This is a genomic window from Faunimonas sp. B44 (assembly GCF_052655945.1).
In genome coordinates this window covers 263,646-282,228 of the sequence record NZ_JBQYEX010000004.1, presented here as the reverse complement: position 1 = coordinate 282,228, position 18,583 = coordinate 263,646, and the positions used below count along the sequence as shown (strand labels likewise).

Here is an 18,583-nt window from a genome sequence, read left to right as displayed (position 1 = left end):
ACCGTCCCGTCATGGGACAGAAACCGAATCTCCCGGGCGGCGGCCCGGGCCCCGACGGCGAGATCGTTCCGGTCAACCTGCGCGAGGCGCTGGAGGAGCGGTATCTCGCCTACGCGCTCTCCACCATCATGAATCGCGCGCTGCCGGACGTCCGCGACGGGCTGAAGCCGGTCCACCGCCGCATCCTCTACGCCATGCGCGAGATGCGCCTCAACCCGAGCGGCGGCTACAAGAAGTCGGCCAAGGTGGTAGGCGAGGTGATGGGCAACTTCCATCCGCACGGCGACCAGGCGATCTACGATGCGCTGGTCCGGCTCGCGCAAGATTTCGCCGTCCGATATCCGCTCGTCGACGGCCAGGGCAATTTCGGCAACATCGACGGCGATAACGCCGCCGCCATGCGCTACACCGAGGCGCGGATGACGATCGTCGCCGGCCTCCTGCTCGAGGGGATCGACGAGGACGCCGTCGACTTCCGTGCCACTTATGACGGCGAGGGCCAGGAGCCGGTTGTCCTGCCGGGTGCCTTCCCGAACCTGCTCGCAAACGGCTCGTCCGGCATCGCCGTCGGCATGGCGACCAACATCCCGCCGCACAACGTGGCCGAGGTCTGCAGCGCGGCGCTTCATCTCATCAAGCATCCGAACGCCAGCGACGCGACGCTGAACGAGCTGGTGCCGGGACCGGACTTCCCGACCGGCGGCATCATCATCTCGTCGCGCGCGGAGATCGCCGAGGCCTACCGGAGCGGCCGCGGCGCTTTCCGCGTGCGCGCCCGCTGGCGAAAGGAGGAGGGGAGCCGCGGCGCCTACGAGGTGGTCGTCACCGAAATCCCGTACCAGGTTCAGAAGAGCCGGCTGATCGAGCAGATCGCCAACCTGATCGAGGCACGCAAGCTGCCGCTCGTCGGCAACATCCGCGACGAGAGCGCGGAGGACGTCCGGGTCGTCGTCGAGCCCAAGAGCCGGGCGGTCGATCCAGCCCTGATGATGGAGTCGCTGTTCAGGCTGACGGATCTGGAAGCGCGCTTCTCGCTCAACATGAACGTGCTCTCGCAGGGCCAGGTGCCGCTGGTCATGCCGCTCAAGCAGGTCCTGCGCGAGTGGCTGGACCATCGGAAGGCCGTGCTGGTCCGGCGCTCCCATTTCCGGCTCGGCAAGATCGCGCACCGGCTCGAGGTGCTCGGCGGCTATCTCGTCGCCTATCTCAACCTCGACGAGGTGATCCGCATCATCCGCGAGGAGGACGATCCGAAGGCGTTCATGATCGCCCGGTTCGGGCTTACCGACGTGCAGGTCGAGGCGATCCTCAACATGCGGCTGCGCGCGCTGCGGCGGCTGGAGGAGATCGAAATCCGCAGCGAGCACGACCGTCTCACGGAGGAAAAGGCCGATCTCGAGGACCTCGTCGGCTCCGAGGAGCGTCAGTGGAAATGCGTCGGCTACGAGATCGCGGAAGTCCGCAAGGCCTTCGGCCCGGACACGCCGATCGGCAGGCGCCGGACCGGCTTCGCCGAGGCGCCGACGATCGATCTCGGCGAGATCCAGCAGGCGATGATCGAGCGCGAGCCGATCACGGTCGTGCTCTCCGAACGCGGCTGGATCCGTACCTTGAAGGGACATTTGCAGGACCTCGCCGGGCTCACCTTCAAGGAGGGCGACCGCCTCAAGAAGGCCCTGCACGCGCAGACGACGGACAGGATCCTGCTCTTCTCCACCGGCGGCCGCTTCTTCACGCTCGACGCCTCCAAGCTCCCGGGCGGGCGCAGCCAGGGCGAGCCGGTCCGTCTCATGATCGAGATCGACAAGGATCAGGACATCGTCACCGCCTTCGTCCACGATCCGGACCGCAAGCTGCTCCTCGCCTCTGCGGCTGGCTACGGCTTCGTCGTGCCCGAGGCGGACGTGGCCGCGAACACGCGCAAGGGCAAGCAGGTGCTGAACGTCGCCGCGCCGGACGAGGCGAAGCTGTGCGTGCCCGCCGTCGGCGATCATGTCGCCTCGATCGGGACCAACCGCAAGATGCTGGTCTTCCCGCTCGCCCAGGTCATGGAGATGAGCCGCGGCAAGGGCGTGCGGCTGCACCGGTTCAAGGACGGGGAGATCGTCGACCTCCGCGTCTTCGACGGCGCCGCGGGACTGTCCTGGGTCGACGGCGCGGGCCGGATGCACATGCGGACGCTGGCGGAGTTGCGGGACTGGACCGGCGACCGCGCCCAGTCCGGCCGCCTCGCGCCGCCGGGCTTCCCGAAGTCGAACCGTTTCGGCAGCCCGGGGCTCTGAGCGGCCCGCATTTTCAGTTCTGCGCGAGAGGCCAGACGAAGGCGATCAGTGGCGGCGCGGGCTTGCCGCTGCCGGCCGTTCCGGTCAGTCGAAACGCACCCAGCCCTGCGGGCCGAGCCGCTCCTGCGGCCGGAAGCGGCCCTTGTAGGCCATCTTGTCCGAGCCGGCGACCCAATAGCCGAGATAGACGTACGGCTTGCCGAGCTTGCGGGCGCGCTCGACGTGGTCGAGGATCATGAAGGTGCCGAGGGAGCGCAGCTCCTCGTCGGGCTCGTAGAACGAGTAGACCATCGACAGGCCGTCGCCGAGGACGTCCGTGAGTGCGCAGGCCACCAACTCGCCGTCGCCGCGTTCGCTGATGCCGCTGTCGAGGCCGCGGCGCCGGTATTCGATGACGCAGGTTTCGACGTGGCTGTCCTCGACCATCAGCGCATAGTCGAGCACCGTCATGTTCACCATGCCGCCGTCCGGATGACGCCGGTCCAGGTAGCGCCGGAACAGGCTGTACTGGTCGCTCGTCGCCTGCGGCGTGCGCATCCGCCCGACCAGATTGCGGTTGCGCCGCCCGACCCGGCGCATGGATTCGGTCGGCCTGAACGCATCGACGCAGACACGGATCGAGACGCAGGCCGTACAGTGCTCGCAGGCCGGCCGGTAGGCGATCGCCTGGCTGCGGCGGAAGCCACCCTGGGTGAGGATTTCGTTGAGATGCGGCGCCTGCGGCCCGACCAGGTGCGTGAAGACCTTCCGCTCCTTCTGGCCCGGCAGATAGGGACAGGCGCTCGGCGCGGTCAGGAAGAACTGGTGCGTGTCAGTGAGCGGCTTCGTCATTGCAGTGGATTCTAGAGCCCATAGTACCAAGGGGCCAATACCGAGAATACCGCCCAGACGAGCACCACGAGCGGCCCCCCGGCCATAAGGTAGTCGCTGAACCGGTAGCCGCCCGGTCCCATCACGAGAAGGTTCGTCTGGTATCCGATCGGCGTGGCGAAGGAGGCGTTGGCGGCGAATATGACGGCGACCACGAAGGGCTCCACCGGCGCGCCGAGCCGCACGGCCGTCGAGATCGCGATCGGCGTGAAGAGGACGGCCGCCGCGTTGTTCGACAGCACGTTGGTGAGGAGCGCAATGAGGGCGAAGAGCGCGGACAGGACGAGCGCCGGGCTTTCGCCATGCATCGATGCGACGAGGCCGTTCGCCAGGTAGGCGGCGCCGCCGGTCCGCTCCATCGCCAGCGCCATGCCGATCGAGGCGCCCACCAGCATGAAGATGCGCCCGTCGAAGGCGCGCCGGGCCTGGCGCACGTTGAGGCAGCCGGCCGCGATCATGGCGAGCGCCGCGGACAACGCGGCGACCGTGATCGACATCAGGCCCGTCGCCGCGGCCAGGACCATCAGGGCGAAGATCACGATGGCGCGTTTCGCCTCCGCGCCGGCCGGCAACGGCCTGATGGATCGCTCCAGCACGACGAGGTCGCGGCTGCCGCGGACCTTCTCGAAGGCGGCTTCGCGCCCGGCCATCAGCAGGACGTCCCCGCCCTCAAGGCGCATTTCGGAGAACGTGGTCCTGTTCATCCGGCCGCGCCGCTCGACCGCTGCGACGCTCAGCCCCTCCAGCCCGTCGAACCCGGCATTGGCGGGCGACCGCCCGATGAGGCGCGACCCCGGCGGGATCAGGCACTCGGCGATCGAAAGCGTGCGCTGCGGCCCGTCTGCGGCAGCCTCTTCGCGCAGGCCCGGAAGGATGAGGCCGAGCTCCGTCAGTTCCCGCCTGATCCCGGCGAACACCACCCGGTCGCCGACCTGGAGTTCCAGGCTCTCGAAGGGGGGCAGGTAGGTCGTGCCGGCGCGCCGAACGAGGCGGACGACGACATGGTGTAGGCCGGGAAAGAGCCCCGACACCGCGCGCCGGCCGACGAGCGGGTGCCCCTCCGGAATGACGATCTCCGCCAGGAAATGCTTGCCGCTGATATGGCCGTCGGTCTCCGCTTCGCGGTCGCCCAGGAGGTGGGGCATCACGTATGCGACATAGAGGAGGCCAAATCCGGCCACCACGATGCCAGGGCCGGTGATCGAGAAGAAGCCGAGTTGCAGGCCGCCCGAGCGTTCCGCGACCTGCGCCACCAGGAGGTTCGTCGACGATCCGATCAGGGTCATGCTGCCGCCCAGAATCGTTGCGGCGTTCATCGGCATGAGCAGCTTGGGCGAGGCGATCCGCCGCTCCCTGGCGAGCGCCGCCACGACCGGGATGAGGATAACCACCACGGGCGTGTTGTTCAGGAACGCAGAGAGAACGATCGCCCCCGCCAGAAGAAGCACGACGATCGTGCGCCGGCCGAGCTTCGGCATGCGCGCGAGGCGCCGGGTCGGCCGGTCGAGCGCGCCGGTCTGGAAGAGCGCCTGCCCCACGATGATCAGCGCCAGGACGGCCACGAGGGCCGGGTTGGCGAAGCCGGCCAGCAGGTCGGCGAGCGAAAGCGGGGAGTCCGTACCGGCGAGATCCGGCCCCACGACGAACAGGAGGATCAGCGCGATCAGAATTCCGAGCGCGGAAAGCTCGATCGGCACCCGGTCGAACGACAGCGCGACGATCGCGCCGGCGACCACCAGGAAGGTCAGCCACATCTGGATGTCGATCGTCCCCAAGCCGCCCTCCGGCCCGGAGACTAGCGGCGGGGCAACGCCTCCACAATCGACGGTGTGCCGCAGCTTCAGCCGCGCAGGAGGTCGGACCTGACGACGACCGTTCCGGCCACGATGTCGTGGAGGAGACGCTTTCGCGGCGTGACGAGCGCCACGAGCAGAACGAAGGGCGTGAGGATCGTCACGCTCAGCCAGAAAAGAACGGCATGGAACAGGGCGAGGAGGGAATACATCCGCTCGCCCGTCCAGGTCCGCATCTCCAGGCCCACGAAGCGCATGCCGGGCGTCGCCGAAGCCGGCCCGCCCAGCGTGAACATCGTGTAGAGGATCGCGACGAGCGGCCAGACGAGCGGGAAGAGCAGCCAGCCGAGCCCCAGCGTGAAGATGCCGAGCACAACGATGACGACCGAGGCCAGCACCATCAGCGCCAGGATGACCGACGCATCGATCAGGAAGGCGAACATCCGCCGCGTCCGCACCCCGTCATAGAGCGCAGGCTGAAGCAGGGGATCGTAGGCCGTGCGGTCGTCGAGTCCGGCCCGGAAGGGGGTGCTGGTCGTTTCCATGGCCATGAAATGGTGGCCCGGCTGACCTTCTTCAACGGCGCCGGGAGGCGTTTCCTGACGTCGCTCAGGCCTGCGCCAGGCGCTCGGCCGCCATCGGCGCGAAATAGGTGAGAACGCCGTCGGCGCCGGCGCGCTTGAAGGCGAGCAGGCTCTCCATCATCGCCCGCTCGCCGTCGATCCAGCCGTTCTGGGCCGCGGCCATGATCATCGCGTACTCGCCGGACACCTGGTAGGCATAGGTCGGCACCCTGAAATGGTCCTTCACCCTTCGCAGCACGTCGAGATAGGGCATGCCGGGCTTCACCATGACCATGTCGGCGCCCTCGTCGAGGTCGAGTTCCGCCTCGCGCAGCGCCTCGTCGCTGTTGCCCGGATCCATCTGATAGGTGCGCTTGTCCCCGAGGAGCGTCGCGCTGGTGCCGATCGCATCGCGGAACGGCCCGTAGAACGCGGAGGCGTACTTCGCCGAATAGGCCATGATCTGGACCTGCCGGAAACCGGCGCCGTCGAGCGCCTCGCGGATCGCGCCGACGCGCCCGTCCATCATGTCGGAGGGTGCGATGACGTCGGCCCCGGCCTCGGCCTGGACGAGAGCCTGCCGGACGAGCTGCGCGACGCTCGCATCGTTCACGATCTCGCTGCCCTCCATCAGCCCGTCATGCCCGTGGCTCGTATAGGGATCGAGGGCGACGTCGGTGATCAGGCCGATCTCCGGCACTGCGGCCTTGATCGCACGGCAGGCGCGGCAGACGAGGTTCTGGCCGTTGAGCGCCTCCGAGCCCATCGGATCGCGCAGGTCGGGGTCGGTGAAGGGAAAGAGCGCCAGCGCCGGGATGCCAAGCCTGGCTGCGCGCTCCGCCGCGGCGACCGCGAGGTCGACCGAGAGGCGCTCCACCCCGGGCATCGAGCCCACCGGCTCGCTCCTCCGATCCCCTCCGATGACGAAGATCGGCCAGATCAGGTCGTCCACCGTCACCGTCGCCTCCCGGACGAGGCGACGGGTCCAATCGGCCTTGCGGTTCCGACGCATCCGGCGGCGGCCGGTGATGCGGTCGATGTCGATGTCAGCCGTCTTGAAGAACGCCGTCATGATCCTGCCCGGAGCGCCTGGAGGTTGCCGGCAGGCTACCACCAGGCCGTCTTGCGATCAAAGGCTGGGGCTCGCGGCGGCGGCGGCGACCAGCAGCGGGCCGGCCGAACCGACGGGGCCGAGACACGCCGTCAGGAGCCCGGCATAGCGGCTTCGCTCGGCCCTCAGCCTCGCCGCCTCGTCCGGGCAAGCCGCGGCGAGCGCGTCGGCTGCCAGCTTCGCGGCCCCCAGCTGGAAGGCGAGATAGCAGGGGGTGAGGAAGGCAATGAGGCGCGGGTCGATGGACCTGCCCGACCGCTCCGCGATCGCAGCGAGAAGCGTACGCTGCTCCTGTGCCGTCAGGCCGAGCTCGATCGTGGCGCCGGCCACGTCCCACGCCGGATCCTGGCAGCCGACGAGATCGTGCGCGGCGTGATGGTCGACCCCGTCGGCCTTCAGGATTCGGCCGTCCGGGAGCGCCAGCCACTCCCACGGGTGCATCCGGCCGTCCGTCTCGATCTTCTCGTCGAGACGGGCGGCGGGCGGACGCGACGGCAAGCGCTCTGCCGCGGCGGCTCCGAGTGCGAGCGATATGTTGCGCCGCGCCATCGCGGTGAGCGTCTCGAGGCAGGCGCCATCGTCGGGCGTCGCCGGGAACCTGCCGATCCGGAAGGCCATGTAGCGACCCAGGGTTTCCAGGAGGCGTTCACGATCGAAGCGGCCCGGGCGGAGCGGGACGGCCTCGCCCATCCATCGCTCTGCCGTGAAGCCGTAACGATAGCCGAACGTCTCCGGGGCGAAGCCGGCGGCGGCCAAAGCCTTCGCGCGCTCGGCCTTGCGCATGCCTTCCCGGCCGAGCCCGACGAACTTCAGGAGATAATCGCCCGTCTCGGTTCGGAGCAGGAGCTTGCGCCGTTCCTGGTGCAGGTCCGCCGGCGGCCATTCCGCCGTCGACCGGAAATGCAGCGCGCGCCATGTGCCGCCCGAGAGGTCGCGCAGCGGTTCGATCGGTTTCCCCAGCAGGTCCTCGAACCACGCGGACAGGTGGCGCACCGGGTCGCCGGGCTGCAGGATGAGGTCGTCCGCCGCGACGACGTGCCTGCGCGACCGCAGCCAGGCCTCGCGCCAGCGGGGTTCGGCCTCCGGCCCGGGCCCGCCGCGGTGGCTCGGAAAGAAGTGGACGCGGTGCTCGGGCAGGCCGCGGGCGCAGAGGTGGCCGGCGACCGCGCCGAACGAGCTGCCGGACAGGCCCGGGCCCTCGTCGACGATCGCCACGGCTTCACCATTCGCAAGGTCGGCCGCATAGTCCGCCGCAAGCGACAGCCTGCGGCGGAAGGGGTCGCCGACCGGGCGAACCGTGAGAGGGGGGCCGGCACCGAGGCGGGCGGCCACCATCGCGGCGAGCGGAAGCCCGATGCTGCGGATCCCGACGACGCGGCTGACGTCTCCGTCGCACGTCGCGGCGGCGCGCCAGTAGGCCTCCGGATAGACCGCGTAGAACGCAAAGCCTTCGGCCACCTTCCATTCAAGTGCATCGGGGAGGGGCGTCGCCGCGAGGGTGCCGAGCGCCTTCATCGGGACGGCAAAGGGAGCGCGGAAGGCGCTGTCCCACGACAGGCCGAGGGCGCGGGCGAGCGCCAGGACCAGGGCCATGGCGGCATCCTGGCCCGCGGAGCGGTCGTCGCAGCCGCGACCGGCGAAGTCCGCATCGGCGATCGCCTGCGCAACCTCGCTGGCATCGATGAAGGCTGACGCGAGCGCGGAATGGCGCTCGATCCCGGGGCGGGCCGCAGCAACGGCTGCGAGAGCCGCGCTCAGCGCGGCGATCCGCGCGCGCGTCTCGCCGGTGCGGACCTGGTCGCCGAAGACGAGCATCTTCAGCCGGCGAGATGGCGATAGGCGATCGCCTTGAATGCGTCGAAATCGGGTATGCTCCAGCTCCGCTCGCCCTCGCGAAAGCGGCGCCGCAGCCATTCGGCCCAGGCTTCGTACTGCGCCGGGCTCGGCGAGACCACCGCACGGCGGTCCTTGGCGCGCGCGAGGGCCTCGATCGGCGCGAGGCCGTTCTCCACGAGCACGCAAAGGGCCAGGAGGGCGGAACGCCCGATGCCGTGCTCGCAGTGGATGAGGACGCGCCGGTTGCGCCTCACGCGGGCGGTCACGCAATCCACGCCACGGTCGAGCATGGGCTGGGACACGGCTTGGAGATCCAGGGTGGGGAGGTGCAGGAACTCGATGCCGTGCGCCTCGAGGAGCGTGCGGTCGTCGCAGCATTCCTCCCTGAGGTCGACTACGCAGCCGATGCGGAGCACCGCAGCGAGTCGCGGAACCTCGGATTCCGGAAACCGGCCGCCGACGGCGATGGTGTCCGTGATCCAGCTCAGGTTGCACCGGCGCGCGAGGGACCATGCCGATGCGGGGCGTACGTTCTCGACGGCGCGCAGGTCGTGCGCGTGGGGGATGGGATGCACGCTCGATGGGCCTGGATCTTCTTCTGCTCCGACCAGCTACAATGCTGGCGGCCGGCCAATGGTTGCGCGGGCCGGGCAGCAACCGCGATTGACGCTCCTTTGGAGGCCACCTATCCGTTGAGCCCTGCGCGGAGCGGATCATGGATTTCGACCTCAGCGAAGAACAGCGCGCGTTCCAGCTTGTGGCGCTCGGCTTCGCCCGCGAAAGCCTCGAGCCGAACGCGCGCGACTGGGACGAGCATTCGCTGTTTCCCGTCGAGGCGCTGCGTGCCGCCGCCGCGCTCGGATTCGGCGGCATCTATGTCCGCGAGGATGTCGGCGGCTCCGGTCTGACGCGCCTCGATGCGGCCATCATCTTCGAGGCGCTGGCGCAGGGCTGCACGTCGACGGCGGCCTACATCTCCATCCACAACATGGCGGCGTGGATGATCGATGCCTTCGGCGGCGCCGAGCAGCGCGCACGCTTCCTGCCGGATCTCTGCACGATGGCGCGCTTCGCCGCCTACTGCCTCACGGAGCCCGGTTCCGGTTCGGACGCCGCCGCGCTCAGGACCCGCGCCGTGCGGGTCGGCGGCGACTACGTTCTCGATGGCACCAAGGCCTTCATCTCCGGCGGCGGCGCCGCCGACCTCTACGTCGTCATGGCGCGAACGGGCGGCGAGGGGCCGGGCGGCATTTCCTGCTTCGCGGTGGAGAACGGCACGCCCGGGCTCTCCTTCGGCGCGCAGGAGAAAAAGCTCGGCTGGCACAGCCAGCCCACCGCGCAGGTGATCTTCGAGAACTGCCGGGTGCCTGCCGCAAACCTTATCGGGATGGAGGGGCAGGGCTTCCGCATGGCTATGGCCGGGCTCGACGGCGGGCGGATCAATATCGGCGCGTGCTCGCTCGGCGCGGCGCAGACCTGCCTCGACCGGACGCTCGCCTATGTCGCGGAGCGGCGCCAGTTCGGCCAGGCCATCGCCGAATTCCAGGCCACGCAGTTCCGCCTCGCGGACATGGCGACGGAGCTCGAGGCGGCGCGCCTCCTGCTCTACAGCGCCGCCCGGAAGCTCGACGCCGGCGCGCCGGGCGCCACCTGCGCCGCCGCGATGGCGAAGCGCTTCGCGACCGACGTCGGCTTCGCCGTCGTGAACGACGCGTTGCAGCTTCACGGCGGCTATGGCTACCTGCGCGACTATCCCATCGAGCGCTTCCTGCGCGATGTCCGCGTCCACCAGATTCTGGAAGGAACGAACGAGATCATGCGCGTCATCATCGCACGCAACCTGATCCGCAACCGATGACCGCGGACGGCATCAGGTTCGAGACGATCGGCCGGCTCGGGCTTATCACTCTCGACAGGCCGAAAGCCATGAACGCCCTCACTCAGGGCATGCTGCGCGGGCTTTCCGGCGCCCTCGATGCGTGGGAGCGCGACGACAGGGTCCAGACCGTTGCGATCCGCGCGGGGGAAGGGCAGGCGTTCTGCTCCGGCGGCGATATCCGCATCCTCTACCACGCAGGGCTGGCAGCGAAGCGAGGGGAGGGCGCGCTCCCGCTCGATTATTTCGCGGACGAGTACCGGCTCGTCCATCGCGTTGGCACCTATCCGAAACCGTACGTCGCTTTGATCGACGGCATCGTCATGGGCGGCGGGGCCGGCATCTCGATCAACGGCCGCTACCGGGTCGCCGGGCCCGGGATCCGGTTCGCCATGCCGGAAGTCCATATCGGGCTCTTCCCCGATATAGGCGCGAGCCACTTCCTTCCGCGCCTGCCGGGAATGGTCGGGACCTACCTGGCGCTCACCGGCGCGCGGATCGGCAAGGCCGACTGCCTGTGGTCGGGTATCGCCACGCACGGCGCGCCGGCTGACCGTTTCAGCGACATACTGGACGACCTTTCGGAAGGCGAGGCGGCCGAGACCGTCCTTGCCCGTTACGACGACCGCCCGGCGAACACCGGCGAAGTCGCCCCGCTCGCGCTTGAGCGCGACCGTATCGACGCCGCTTTCGGGCACGACGACCTCGGCGCCATCCTCTCCCATCTCGAATTCGCAGGTTACGAGGGCTGGGCGTTCGCCGAAGAGGCGGTGAAGGTCATGGGTCGCGCGTCGCCCACGAGCCTGCTGATCGCTCTGCGCCAAATGCGCGAGGGGCGGACGCTGAGTTTCGCCGATTGCATCCGCATGGAGTACCGGATCGTCAGCCGCGTACTCCACGAGCATGACTTCTATGAGGGCGTACGGGCCCAGGTCGTCGACAAGGACCGCAACCCGTCCTGGCAGCCGCCGATCCTGGCCGGCATCGATCCCGCAGCGATCGACCCCAACTTCGCCCCGCTCGAGCAGGAACTGGTCCTGCGATGAGGATCGATGCGGAGCAACCGCTCGTCAGCACCGTGGAGCGCAGGCGCTTCACCGAGATCTATGTCCGGGTGATTGCGCTCCTGCTGCTCGCCGCCGGTCTCGCGCACGCGGCGCTCGTGCTCGGGATCACCCTGGACGGGTCGAATTTCGGGACCCTCACGCGTCCGGACCGGGCCGGCGCGGTCACTCTCCTTCTGCTCGACCTGTTTGCGGCGGTCGGGCTCTGGATCGGCGCCGCGTGGGGACCCGTGATGTGGCTGGTCGCACTCGTCGTGGAAGCGGCGATGCACACGATTTTCGCCGACCTGTTCGGTGCCGAGTCGCTCAGGATCGTTCTCCATGGCTTTCTCTATGCGATCTTCCTTATCCTGAGTTTCCTCGATTGGCGGCGCAGGGCGGCCGAATGAGAAGGGAGCGAACGCATGGCGGCGGTCGGATTTGTCGGGCTCGGCAACATGGGCGGGCCGATGGCGGCGAACCTCGTGAAGGCGGGCCACGCCGTCCGCGGCTTTGACCTCGCAGCGCCTGCGCTCGAGCGGCTCGGTGCGTCGGGGGGGCGCCCCGGCGGATCGATCGCGGACGCGGTGCGGGAGGCCGAATTCGTCGTGACCATGCTGCCGGCCGGCGACCATGTGCGGTCCGCCTACGGATCCGCCGACGGCATCCTCGCCGCAGCCGCCCCCGGCGCCCTCCTCGTCGATTGCTCCACGATCGACGTGACCACGGCGCGGGACGTGTCCTCGCTCGCCGCCGACGCGGGGTTCGAGATGCTGGACGCGCCGGTCTCCGGCGGCGTGGCGGGGGCCGCGGGGGCGAGCCTCACCTTCATGGTCGGCGGGTCGGAACGAGCCTTCGCGCGGGCCGAGCCGCTCCTTTCCGCAATGGGCCGCACGATCGTCCGAGCCGGCGAGGCGGGCGCCGGGCAGGCTGCCAAGATCTGCAACAACATGATGCTTGGCATCTCGATGATCGGGGTGTGCGAGGCCTTCGCGCTCGCCGACCGGCTCGGCCTCGACCGGCAGCGGCTGTTCGACATCGCATCGAAATCGTCCGGGCAGTGCTGGTCGCTGACCAGCTACTGCCCCGTTCCGGGGCCGGTCCCGACTTCGCCGGCCAACCGCGACTACCAGGCCGGCTTCACGGCGGCCATGATGCTGAAGGACCTGCGCCTTGCGCTCGGCGCGGCACTCTCCGCCGACGCCAACGTGCCGCTCGGGGCGGCCGCAACCGAGCTCTACGGCCTCTACTGCGCCGACGGGAACGCAGGCGCGGATTTCTCCGGAATCTTCAAATTCGTTGACGGCCGGTAACCGCTCGTTTTCTGATGTGGCGGAAGAGCGGTGTGAAAGATTTGATTAAGCCTCTCGATTAAGTCGCCTTTTAGGGGCGGTGCATAGGTTGCCGCGGGAAGACGCGTCACGCGACGGTGCACGAGCGGTGAGGTATGGTGATGCTGATGGCCGAGCAGGCGGCGGTAAGATACGAACACATGGAAGCCGCGGAGGATACCAAGTCGCTCTATCTGGATGCGCTCACGCTGGTGGAGCGTCTCCACCGGCGGCTGCTCGACGTCATCAAGGATGAGTTCGACCGCATGGGGCGTTCGGACGTGAACAGCGTCCAGGCCCTGCTCCTGTTCAATATCGGCGATGCGGAACTCACGGCAGGCGAGTTGCGCACGCGCGGCTATTATCTCGGCTCGAACGTCTCCTATAATCTGAAGAAGCTGGTCGATTCCGGCTTCATCCACCACCAGCGCTCGCGCATCGACCGCCGTTCGGTCCGTGTGTCGCTGACGGACAAGGGCCTCGAGGTCGCGCGCATCGTCGACGACCTCTACAACCGCCACGTCCAGTCGATCGAGAAGGTGGGGGGCATCTCGAAAGAGGACTTCAAGCACCTCAACAAGTGCCTGCAGCGCCTCGAGCGCTTCTGGACGGACCAGATTCTCTATCGACTCTGACTGGATTGCGAGCGGCGCCGCATTCGCCGCTCGCCTTGCGTTCTGCTGCTGCCGGAGGCGCCTCGTCCGCCTCTCCGAGACACGGATTGGCCATAAAGTGATGACAGCACATCGAAGCCGGCCGCGGGCCGGTGATGCGGTGCTGTCGCGGGTTTCCAGCACTCCTAGCGTGGCCGCGTATCGGCCGACCGCATCGCGTTAACAAAACGGAAAATCGGTTCGGGCAGAACGGGATTCATTCCGATTCGGAACCGAGACGTGATGCGGGGCTGTTTCCACCGATGACGATGATCACACGCAGGACCTTCGCCACCGGAGCCGCGAGTCTGCTCCTCGGCTCGACGCTCGCGAATGCCCAAGGCGCGGGCTTCTTCGACTACCGGCAGATCCAGCCTTCCGAGTGGGCCGACGGTTTCGATGCCCAGTCGAAGATGTCGCAGCCGGTCTCGTCCACCGTCCCGGTCCTGTCGCACCAGACCGTTCCGGCGATGGAGCAGGCGATCTATGCCTATCAGGATCTCGTCTATCGCGGCGGCTGGAACCCCGTTCCGGCCGATGTGGCGCTGAAGCTCGGGGTCCGGCATCCGAACGTGCGCGCGCTCAGGCAGCGGCTCATCGCATCGGGCGACCTGCGCCAGACCACCGGCGATCCGGACGCATTCGACTCCTACGTCCAGGCCGCCGTCCGCAGATTCCAGGAGCGTCACGGCATCCCGGTCGACGGCGTCGCCGGCGCGGGCACGATCAGGGCCATGAACGTGCCGGCCGAGACCCGGCTCGCGCAGCTGCAGGCCAATCTCGAGCGCATCCGCACGATGGGCGTGCCGACGGAACGCTTCGTCATGGTCAACGTGCCGGGCGCACGCATCGAAGCGGTCGAGAACGGCCGCGTCGCATCGCGCCACACCGCGATCGTCGGCAAGGTCGACCGGCAGACGCCGCTCCTGTCGAGCCGGATCCACGAGATCAACTTCAACCCGTTCTGGACTGTGCCGGCCTCGATCATCCGCAAGGACCTGATCCCCAAGATGCAGAAGGAGCCGGATTATCTGACCAAGAACCGCATCCGGATCTACACGCAGTCCGGCCAGGAGCTTCAGCCGGAGCAGGTCAACTGGAACTCAGACGAGGCAACTCGTTACATGTTCCGGCAGGATCCCGGCGACCAGAATTCGCTCGGATTCATGAAGATCAACTTCCACAACCCGCACCAGGTCTACCTGCACGACACGCCGGCGAGGAACCTGTTCGGCTCCGACTATCGCTTCGAATCCTCGGGCTGCGTGCGCGTCCACAATGTGCGCGAGCTCGTCGCCTGGATCCTGCGCGACAACGGCTACAATCTCGCCAGCGTCGACCAGGCGGTCCGCTCCGGCGAACGCGTCGACGTGAAGGTCGCCAATGCTCCGCAGATCCTGACCGTCTACTTCACCGCCTGGACCACCGGCGACGGCGTCGTCCATTTCCGGGACGACATCTACAATCTCGATGCGCCGAACGCGGTTGCCCTCAATCAGCAGAGGGATCTGATCGGGTCGCCGGAAACCTTGCTCGCACAATAGGTCCTCCGGGACGTATGGCCGCTGCCGGGGCGCCTCCGCTTGGCGGGGGCGCGCCGGCTGTGTTATCCGCCCGACATCGGCCGCCCCGCTCGGGGACCATGCCGGCCGCAAATCCGACCATGACCAGGTGAAGCCCATGTCGATGACCGAGAGTGTCCGCAGCGCGGAACGCGAGCGCAGCTTTTTCTCTGCGGGCGTCGCCGACGCCGATCCGGAGCTTGCGGCGGCGATTTCGGGCGAGCTCGGCCGCCAGCAGCACGAGATCGAGCTGATCGCATCGGAGAACATCGTCTCGCGGGCGGTGCTCGAGGCGCAGGGCTCCGTGCTCACCAACAAGTATGCCGAGGGCTATCCCGGCCGGCGCTATTACGGCGGCTGCGAGTTCGTGGACGTGGCCGAGCGGCTCGCGATCGAGCGCGTGACCCGGCTGTTCGACTGCAGCTTCGCCAACGTGCAGCCGAATTCCGGCAGCCAGGCCAACCAGGCGGTCCTGCTCGCGCTCGCCGTGCCCGGCGACACCATCCTCGGCATGAGCCTCGACGCGGGCGGGCACCTGACCCATGGCGCCGCCCCCAATCTCTCGGGCAAGTGGTTCCGGCCGGTCCAGTACGGCGTCCGCAAGCAGGATGGTCGCATCGACATCGACCAGGTCGCCGAGCTCGCCCGGGAGCATCGCCCGAAGATCATCATCGCCGGCGGCTCCGCCTACAGCCGCGTGCCGGAGTTTCAGCGCTTCCGCGAGATCGCGGATGAGGTCGGCGCCTATTTCATGGTCGACATGGCCCACTTCGCTGGGCTCGTCGCGGGAGGCCAGCACCCGAGCCCGTTCCCGCACGCCCATGTCGTGACCTCCACCACGCACAAGACGCTGCGCGGCCCGCGCGGCGGGCTGGTGCTCACGAACGACGAGACGATCGCCAAGAAGATCAATTCCGCCGTGTTCCCCGGCCTTCAGGGCGGGCCGCTGATGCACGTGATCGCCGGCAAGGCAGTCGCGTTCGGCGAGGCGCTCCGGCCGGACTTCAAGCTCTACGCGAAGGCCGTGCTGGAGAATGCCCGCGCGCTCGCGGATACGCTGCAGCGCGGCGGCTGCGAGATCGTCTCCGGCGGGACCGACAACCATCTTATGCTGGTCGACCTCAGGCCGAAGAAGCTGACCGGAAAGGCGGCGGAAGCCGCACTTGGCCGCGCCAACATCACCTGCAACAAGAACGGCGTGCCCTTCGACCCGGAGAAGCCGACGATCACGTCCGGAATTCGGCTCGGTACGCCTGCCGGCACCACGCGCGGCTTCGGCATCGCGGAGTTCCAGGAGGTCGGCCGCCTCATCATCGAAGTGCTCGACGGGCTGGCCGCAACGGATGGCGAGCGCAACGACGCCGTCGAAGTCTCCGTCAAGGAGCGGGTGCTGGCCCTCACGGCACGCTTCCCCATTTACCAGAGCTGACGAGGCTCCCGTGCGCTGTCCCTACTGCGGGGCCGACAACACCCAGGTGAAGGACTCGCGGCCCACCGAGGATTCGGCGGCGATCCGGCGCCGCCGCGTGTGCGGCGATTGCGGCGGCCGCTTCACGACCTTCGAGCGGGTGCAACTCCGGGAACTCTGGGTCCTGAAGCGGAGCGGACGGCGGGTGCCGTTCGACCGCGACAAGCTGATGCGCTCCGTCGAGGTCGCGCTGCGCAAGCGGCCGGTCGATCCGGAGCGGGTGGAGCGGATGGTGTCGGGCATCGTCCGCCAGCTCGAGAGCCGGGGCGAGCAGGACATTCCGGCAGAAGAGATCGGCCTGCTCGTCATGGAGGCGCTGAAGGGCCTCGACGACGTCGCCTATGTCCGTTTCGCCTCCGTCTATCGGGATTTCCGCGAGGCGAAGGATTTCAAGACGTTCCTCGGCGAGCTCGACGGCGATCCGCAGGGCCGGGAGAAGGCGGCGGCCGGACAGGATGGCTGACGCCGTGTCGGATCTGGACCGGCGGTTCCTCGCAGCCGCGATCCGGCTCGGCGCCGGGGCGAATGGCGAGACCTGGCCGAACCCCGCCGTCGGCGCGATCGTGGTGAAGGATGGCACGGTCGTCGGTCGCGCCCGTACGGCACCCGGCGGCCGGCCGCACGCGGAAACGATCGCCCTTGCCCAGGCCGGTCCGCTCGACAGGGGCGCGAGCCTCTACGTCTCGCTCGAACCGTGCGCCCATCACGGCCGCACGCCGCCCTGCGCCGACGCCGTGATCGAGGCGGGCATTGCCCGTGTCCTCGCCGGCCGGGGGGATCCCGATCCGCGCGTTTCGGGCCGCGGCTTCGCACGAATGCGCGCGGCCGGCGTCGCCGTCGAGCCTGATCTGATGCCGGGCGAGGCGGCGCGGGCGCATTGCGGGCATTTCGCGCGGGTGCGTCGCGGCCGCCCACATGTCACGCTGAAACTCGCCGTCTCCGCCGATGGCGCGATCGGCGTGAAGGGGAGGGCGCGCCTGCCCGTAACCGGGGAGGTTGCCCGGCGGCAGGTCCAGGCGCTGAGGTCGCGGTTCGATGCAATCCTCGTCGGGCGCGGCACCGTCGAGGCGGACGACCCCGCGCTCACCTGCCGGCTGCCCGGGCTGGAGCATCGTTCGCCGGTCAGGATCGTTCTCGACACCCACCGGCGCCTCGGCGACGGGTGGAGCCTCTTCGCAGCGGAAGCGCGCGTGCCGACCTGGATCCTGTGCGCGGCCGACGCGGTCCGCATGCCCTCGCCCGCGAACGGGGACGGGTCCCGCATCCGCGAGCTGGCCGTCCAGACGAAGGACGATCGGATCGACCTTTCCGACGCCCTGCGTGTGCTCGCCGGCGAAGGGCTCGGCCGCGTCTTCGTGGAGGGCGGCGCAACCGTGGCGCGCGCGTTCCTCGAGGCGGACCTCGTCGACGAGGTCCTGCTCTTCCGCAGCCCTGTTGTGCTCGGCGACGGGGCCGTTCCGGCACTCGCCGGGCTGCCGCTCGCGGCCATCGAATCGTCCAAAGCCTTTCGCAGGACCGACCGGCGCTCCTTCGGAGCCGACCGTCTGATTCGCTACGAAAGGGTGCGCTGATGTTCACCGGGATCATCACGGATGTCGGAGCGGTCGCCGCCGTGCAGCCGACGCCGGGCGGCGCACGCATTCGCATCGCCACCGCCTACGATCCGGATGGGCTCGCGATCGGCGCATCCGTCGCCTGCGCGGGCATCTGCCTCACCGTGGTGCAGAAGGGCGGGAACGGGCGCGGCTGGTTCGAGGCCGAAGCGTCGACGGAGACGCTGCAGCGGACCACGCTCGGCACGTGGACCGAGGGGACGCGCATCAATCTCGAGCGCGCCTTGAGGGCCGGCGACGAACTGGGCGGCCATATCGTGAGCGGCCATGTCGACGGCGTGGCGCGGATCCTGGAGCGCGAGCGGGTCGGCGATTCCACCCGGTTCTCCCTCGAGGTACCGGAGGCGCTCGCCCGTTTCATCGCAGGCAAGGGCTCGGTGACGCTCGATGGCACCTCGCTCACCGTCAACGACGTCGTCGGCAACACCTTCACGGTGATGGTGATCCCCCACACGCTTGCGGTGACGACGTGGGGGGACCGTCAGGCGGGCGACACGGTGAACCTGGAGGTGGATCTCTTCGCGCGCTATCTGGACCGGCTGACGGGCAGGGCCTGAGGCTGGACAGGACGGCGCCCCCCCG

At 68.7% G+C, this 18,583-nt stretch carries 17 protein-coding genes; 11 read left to right on the top strand and 6 right to left on the bottom strand.

Going from position 1 to position 18,583, the window contains the following annotated elements; translation table 11 throughout:
* Nucleotides 1–11 precede the first annotated feature (11 nt).
* Complete coding sequence (parC, locus tag ACUN0C_RS10220; protein ID WP_445466249.1) at nucleotides 12–2,282, top strand: DNA topoisomerase IV subunit A; 2,271 nt, start codon at nucleotides 12–14, stop codon at nucleotides 2,280–2,282.
* Between the two features lie 84 nt (nucleotides 2,283–2,366).
* On the opposite strand, the gene ACUN0C_RS10215 is transcribed toward parC, so the two are convergent.
* The 6 genes from ACUN0C_RS10215 to ACUN0C_RS10190 all read right to left on the bottom strand — a co-directional run bounded on the left by ACUN0C_RS10215 (nucleotide 2,367) and on the right by ACUN0C_RS10190 (nucleotide 9,030).
* Nucleotides 2,367–3,113, bottom strand: a complete 747-nt coding sequence (locus tag ACUN0C_RS10215) for an arginyltransferase (protein WP_445466248.1) — start codon at nucleotides 3,111–3,113, stop codon at nucleotides 2,367–2,369.
* Nucleotides 3,114–3,124: 11 nt separating this feature from the next.
* Nucleotides 3,125–4,927, bottom strand: a complete 1,803-nt coding sequence (locus tag ACUN0C_RS10210; RefSeq protein ID WP_445466247.1) for an SLC13 family permease — start codon at nucleotides 4,925–4,927, stop codon at nucleotides 3,125–3,127.
* 65 nt (nucleotides 4,928–4,992) lie between these two features.
* The gene (locus tag ACUN0C_RS10205) at nucleotides 4,993–5,490 is read right to left on the bottom strand and encodes an RDD family protein (RefSeq protein ID WP_445466246.1); all 498 of its coding nucleotides are present in this window, start codon (nucleotides 5,488–5,490) and stop codon (nucleotides 4,993–4,995) included.
* Between the two features lie 64 nt (nucleotides 5,491–5,554).
* On the bottom strand, nucleotides 5,555–6,580 hold the full coding sequence (hemB, locus tag ACUN0C_RS10200; RefSeq protein WP_445466245.1) for a porphobilinogen synthase: 1,026 nt from the start codon (nucleotides 6,578–6,580) through the stop codon (nucleotides 5,555–5,557).
* A gap of 57 nt (nucleotides 6,581–6,637) precedes the next feature.
* Complete coding sequence (locus ACUN0C_RS10195; protein ID WP_445466244.1) at nucleotides 6,638–8,434, bottom strand: hypothetical protein; 1,797 nt, start codon at nucleotides 8,432–8,434, stop codon at nucleotides 6,638–6,640.
* Nucleotides 8,435–8,436: 2 nt separating this feature from the next.
* Nucleotides 8,437–9,030, bottom strand: coding sequence for a protein-tyrosine phosphatase family protein (locus ACUN0C_RS10190; protein ID WP_445466243.1), 594 nt, complete (start codon nucleotides 9,028–9,030; stop codon nucleotides 8,437–8,439).
* Between the two features lie 140 nt (nucleotides 9,031–9,170).
* Between ACUN0C_RS10190 and ACUN0C_RS10185 the strand changes: the two genes are divergently transcribed.
* From ACUN0C_RS10185 to ACUN0C_RS10140, 10 genes are all read left to right on the top strand, one after another.
* Nucleotides 9,171–10,313 (top strand): acyl-CoA dehydrogenase family protein, encoded by a 1,143-nt coding sequence (locus tag ACUN0C_RS10185; protein WP_445466242.1) that lies wholly within the window; start codon nucleotides 9,171–9,173, stop codon nucleotides 10,311–10,313.
* Nucleotides 10,310–11,377 (top strand): enoyl-CoA hydratase/isomerase family protein, encoded by a 1,068-nt coding sequence (locus tag ACUN0C_RS10180; protein WP_445466241.1) that lies wholly within the window; start codon nucleotides 10,310–10,312, stop codon nucleotides 11,375–11,377. Before ACUN0C_RS10185 ends, ACUN0C_RS10180 begins: the two co-directional genes overlap by 4 nt.
* A complete protein-coding gene (locus ACUN0C_RS10175; protein ID WP_445466240.1) occupies nucleotides 11,374–11,784 on the top strand; it encodes a DUF6163 family protein in 411 nt (136 codons plus the stop codon). The genes ACUN0C_RS10180 and ACUN0C_RS10175 overlap by 4 nt, the downstream gene beginning before the upstream one ends.
* A gap of 15 nt (nucleotides 11,785–11,799) precedes the next feature.
* Nucleotides 11,800–12,687: a 3-hydroxyisobutyrate dehydrogenase gene (mmsB, locus tag ACUN0C_RS10170; RefSeq protein ID WP_445466239.1), complete on the top strand. Its 888-nt coding sequence runs from the start codon at nucleotides 11,800–11,802 to the stop codon at nucleotides 12,685–12,687.
* A gap of 146 nt (nucleotides 12,688–12,833) precedes the next feature.
* Complete coding sequence (gene ldtR, locus ACUN0C_RS10165; protein ID WP_445466527.1) at nucleotides 12,834–13,340, top strand: transcriptional regulator LdtR; 507 nt, start codon at nucleotides 12,834–12,836, stop codon at nucleotides 13,338–13,340.
* Between the two features lie 281 nt (nucleotides 13,341–13,621).
* Complete coding sequence (locus ACUN0C_RS10160) at nucleotides 13,622–14,902, top strand: L,D-transpeptidase family protein (RefSeq protein WP_445466238.1); 1,281 nt, start codon at nucleotides 13,622–13,624, stop codon at nucleotides 14,900–14,902.
* Nucleotides 14,903–15,044: 142 nt separating this feature from the next.
* A complete protein-coding gene (gene glyA, locus ACUN0C_RS10155; protein ID WP_445466237.1) occupies nucleotides 15,045–16,349 on the top strand; it encodes a serine hydroxymethyltransferase in 1,305 nt (434 codons plus the stop codon).
* A 10-nt stretch (nucleotides 16,350–16,359) separates the two neighbouring features.
* Entirely contained in the window at nucleotides 16,360–16,851 is a 492-nt protein-coding gene (gene nrdR / locus ACUN0C_RS10150; protein ID WP_445466236.1) for a transcriptional regulator NrdR, read from the top strand.
* Nucleotides 16,844–17,959, top strand: coding sequence for a bifunctional diaminohydroxyphosphoribosylaminopyrimidine deaminase/5-amino-6-(5-phosphoribosylamino)uracil reductase RibD (gene ribD, locus ACUN0C_RS10145; RefSeq protein WP_445466235.1), 1,116 nt, complete (start codon nucleotides 16,844–16,846; stop codon nucleotides 17,957–17,959). The genes nrdR and ribD overlap by 8 nt, the downstream gene beginning before the upstream one ends.
* The gene (locus ACUN0C_RS10140) at nucleotides 17,959–18,558 is read left to right on the top strand and encodes a riboflavin synthase (RefSeq protein ID WP_445466234.1); all 600 of its coding nucleotides are present in this window, start codon (nucleotides 17,959–17,961) and stop codon (nucleotides 18,556–18,558) included. Before ribD ends, ACUN0C_RS10140 begins: the two co-directional genes overlap by 1 nt.
* The last annotated feature ends 25 nt before the right edge of the window (nucleotides 18,559–18,583 follow it).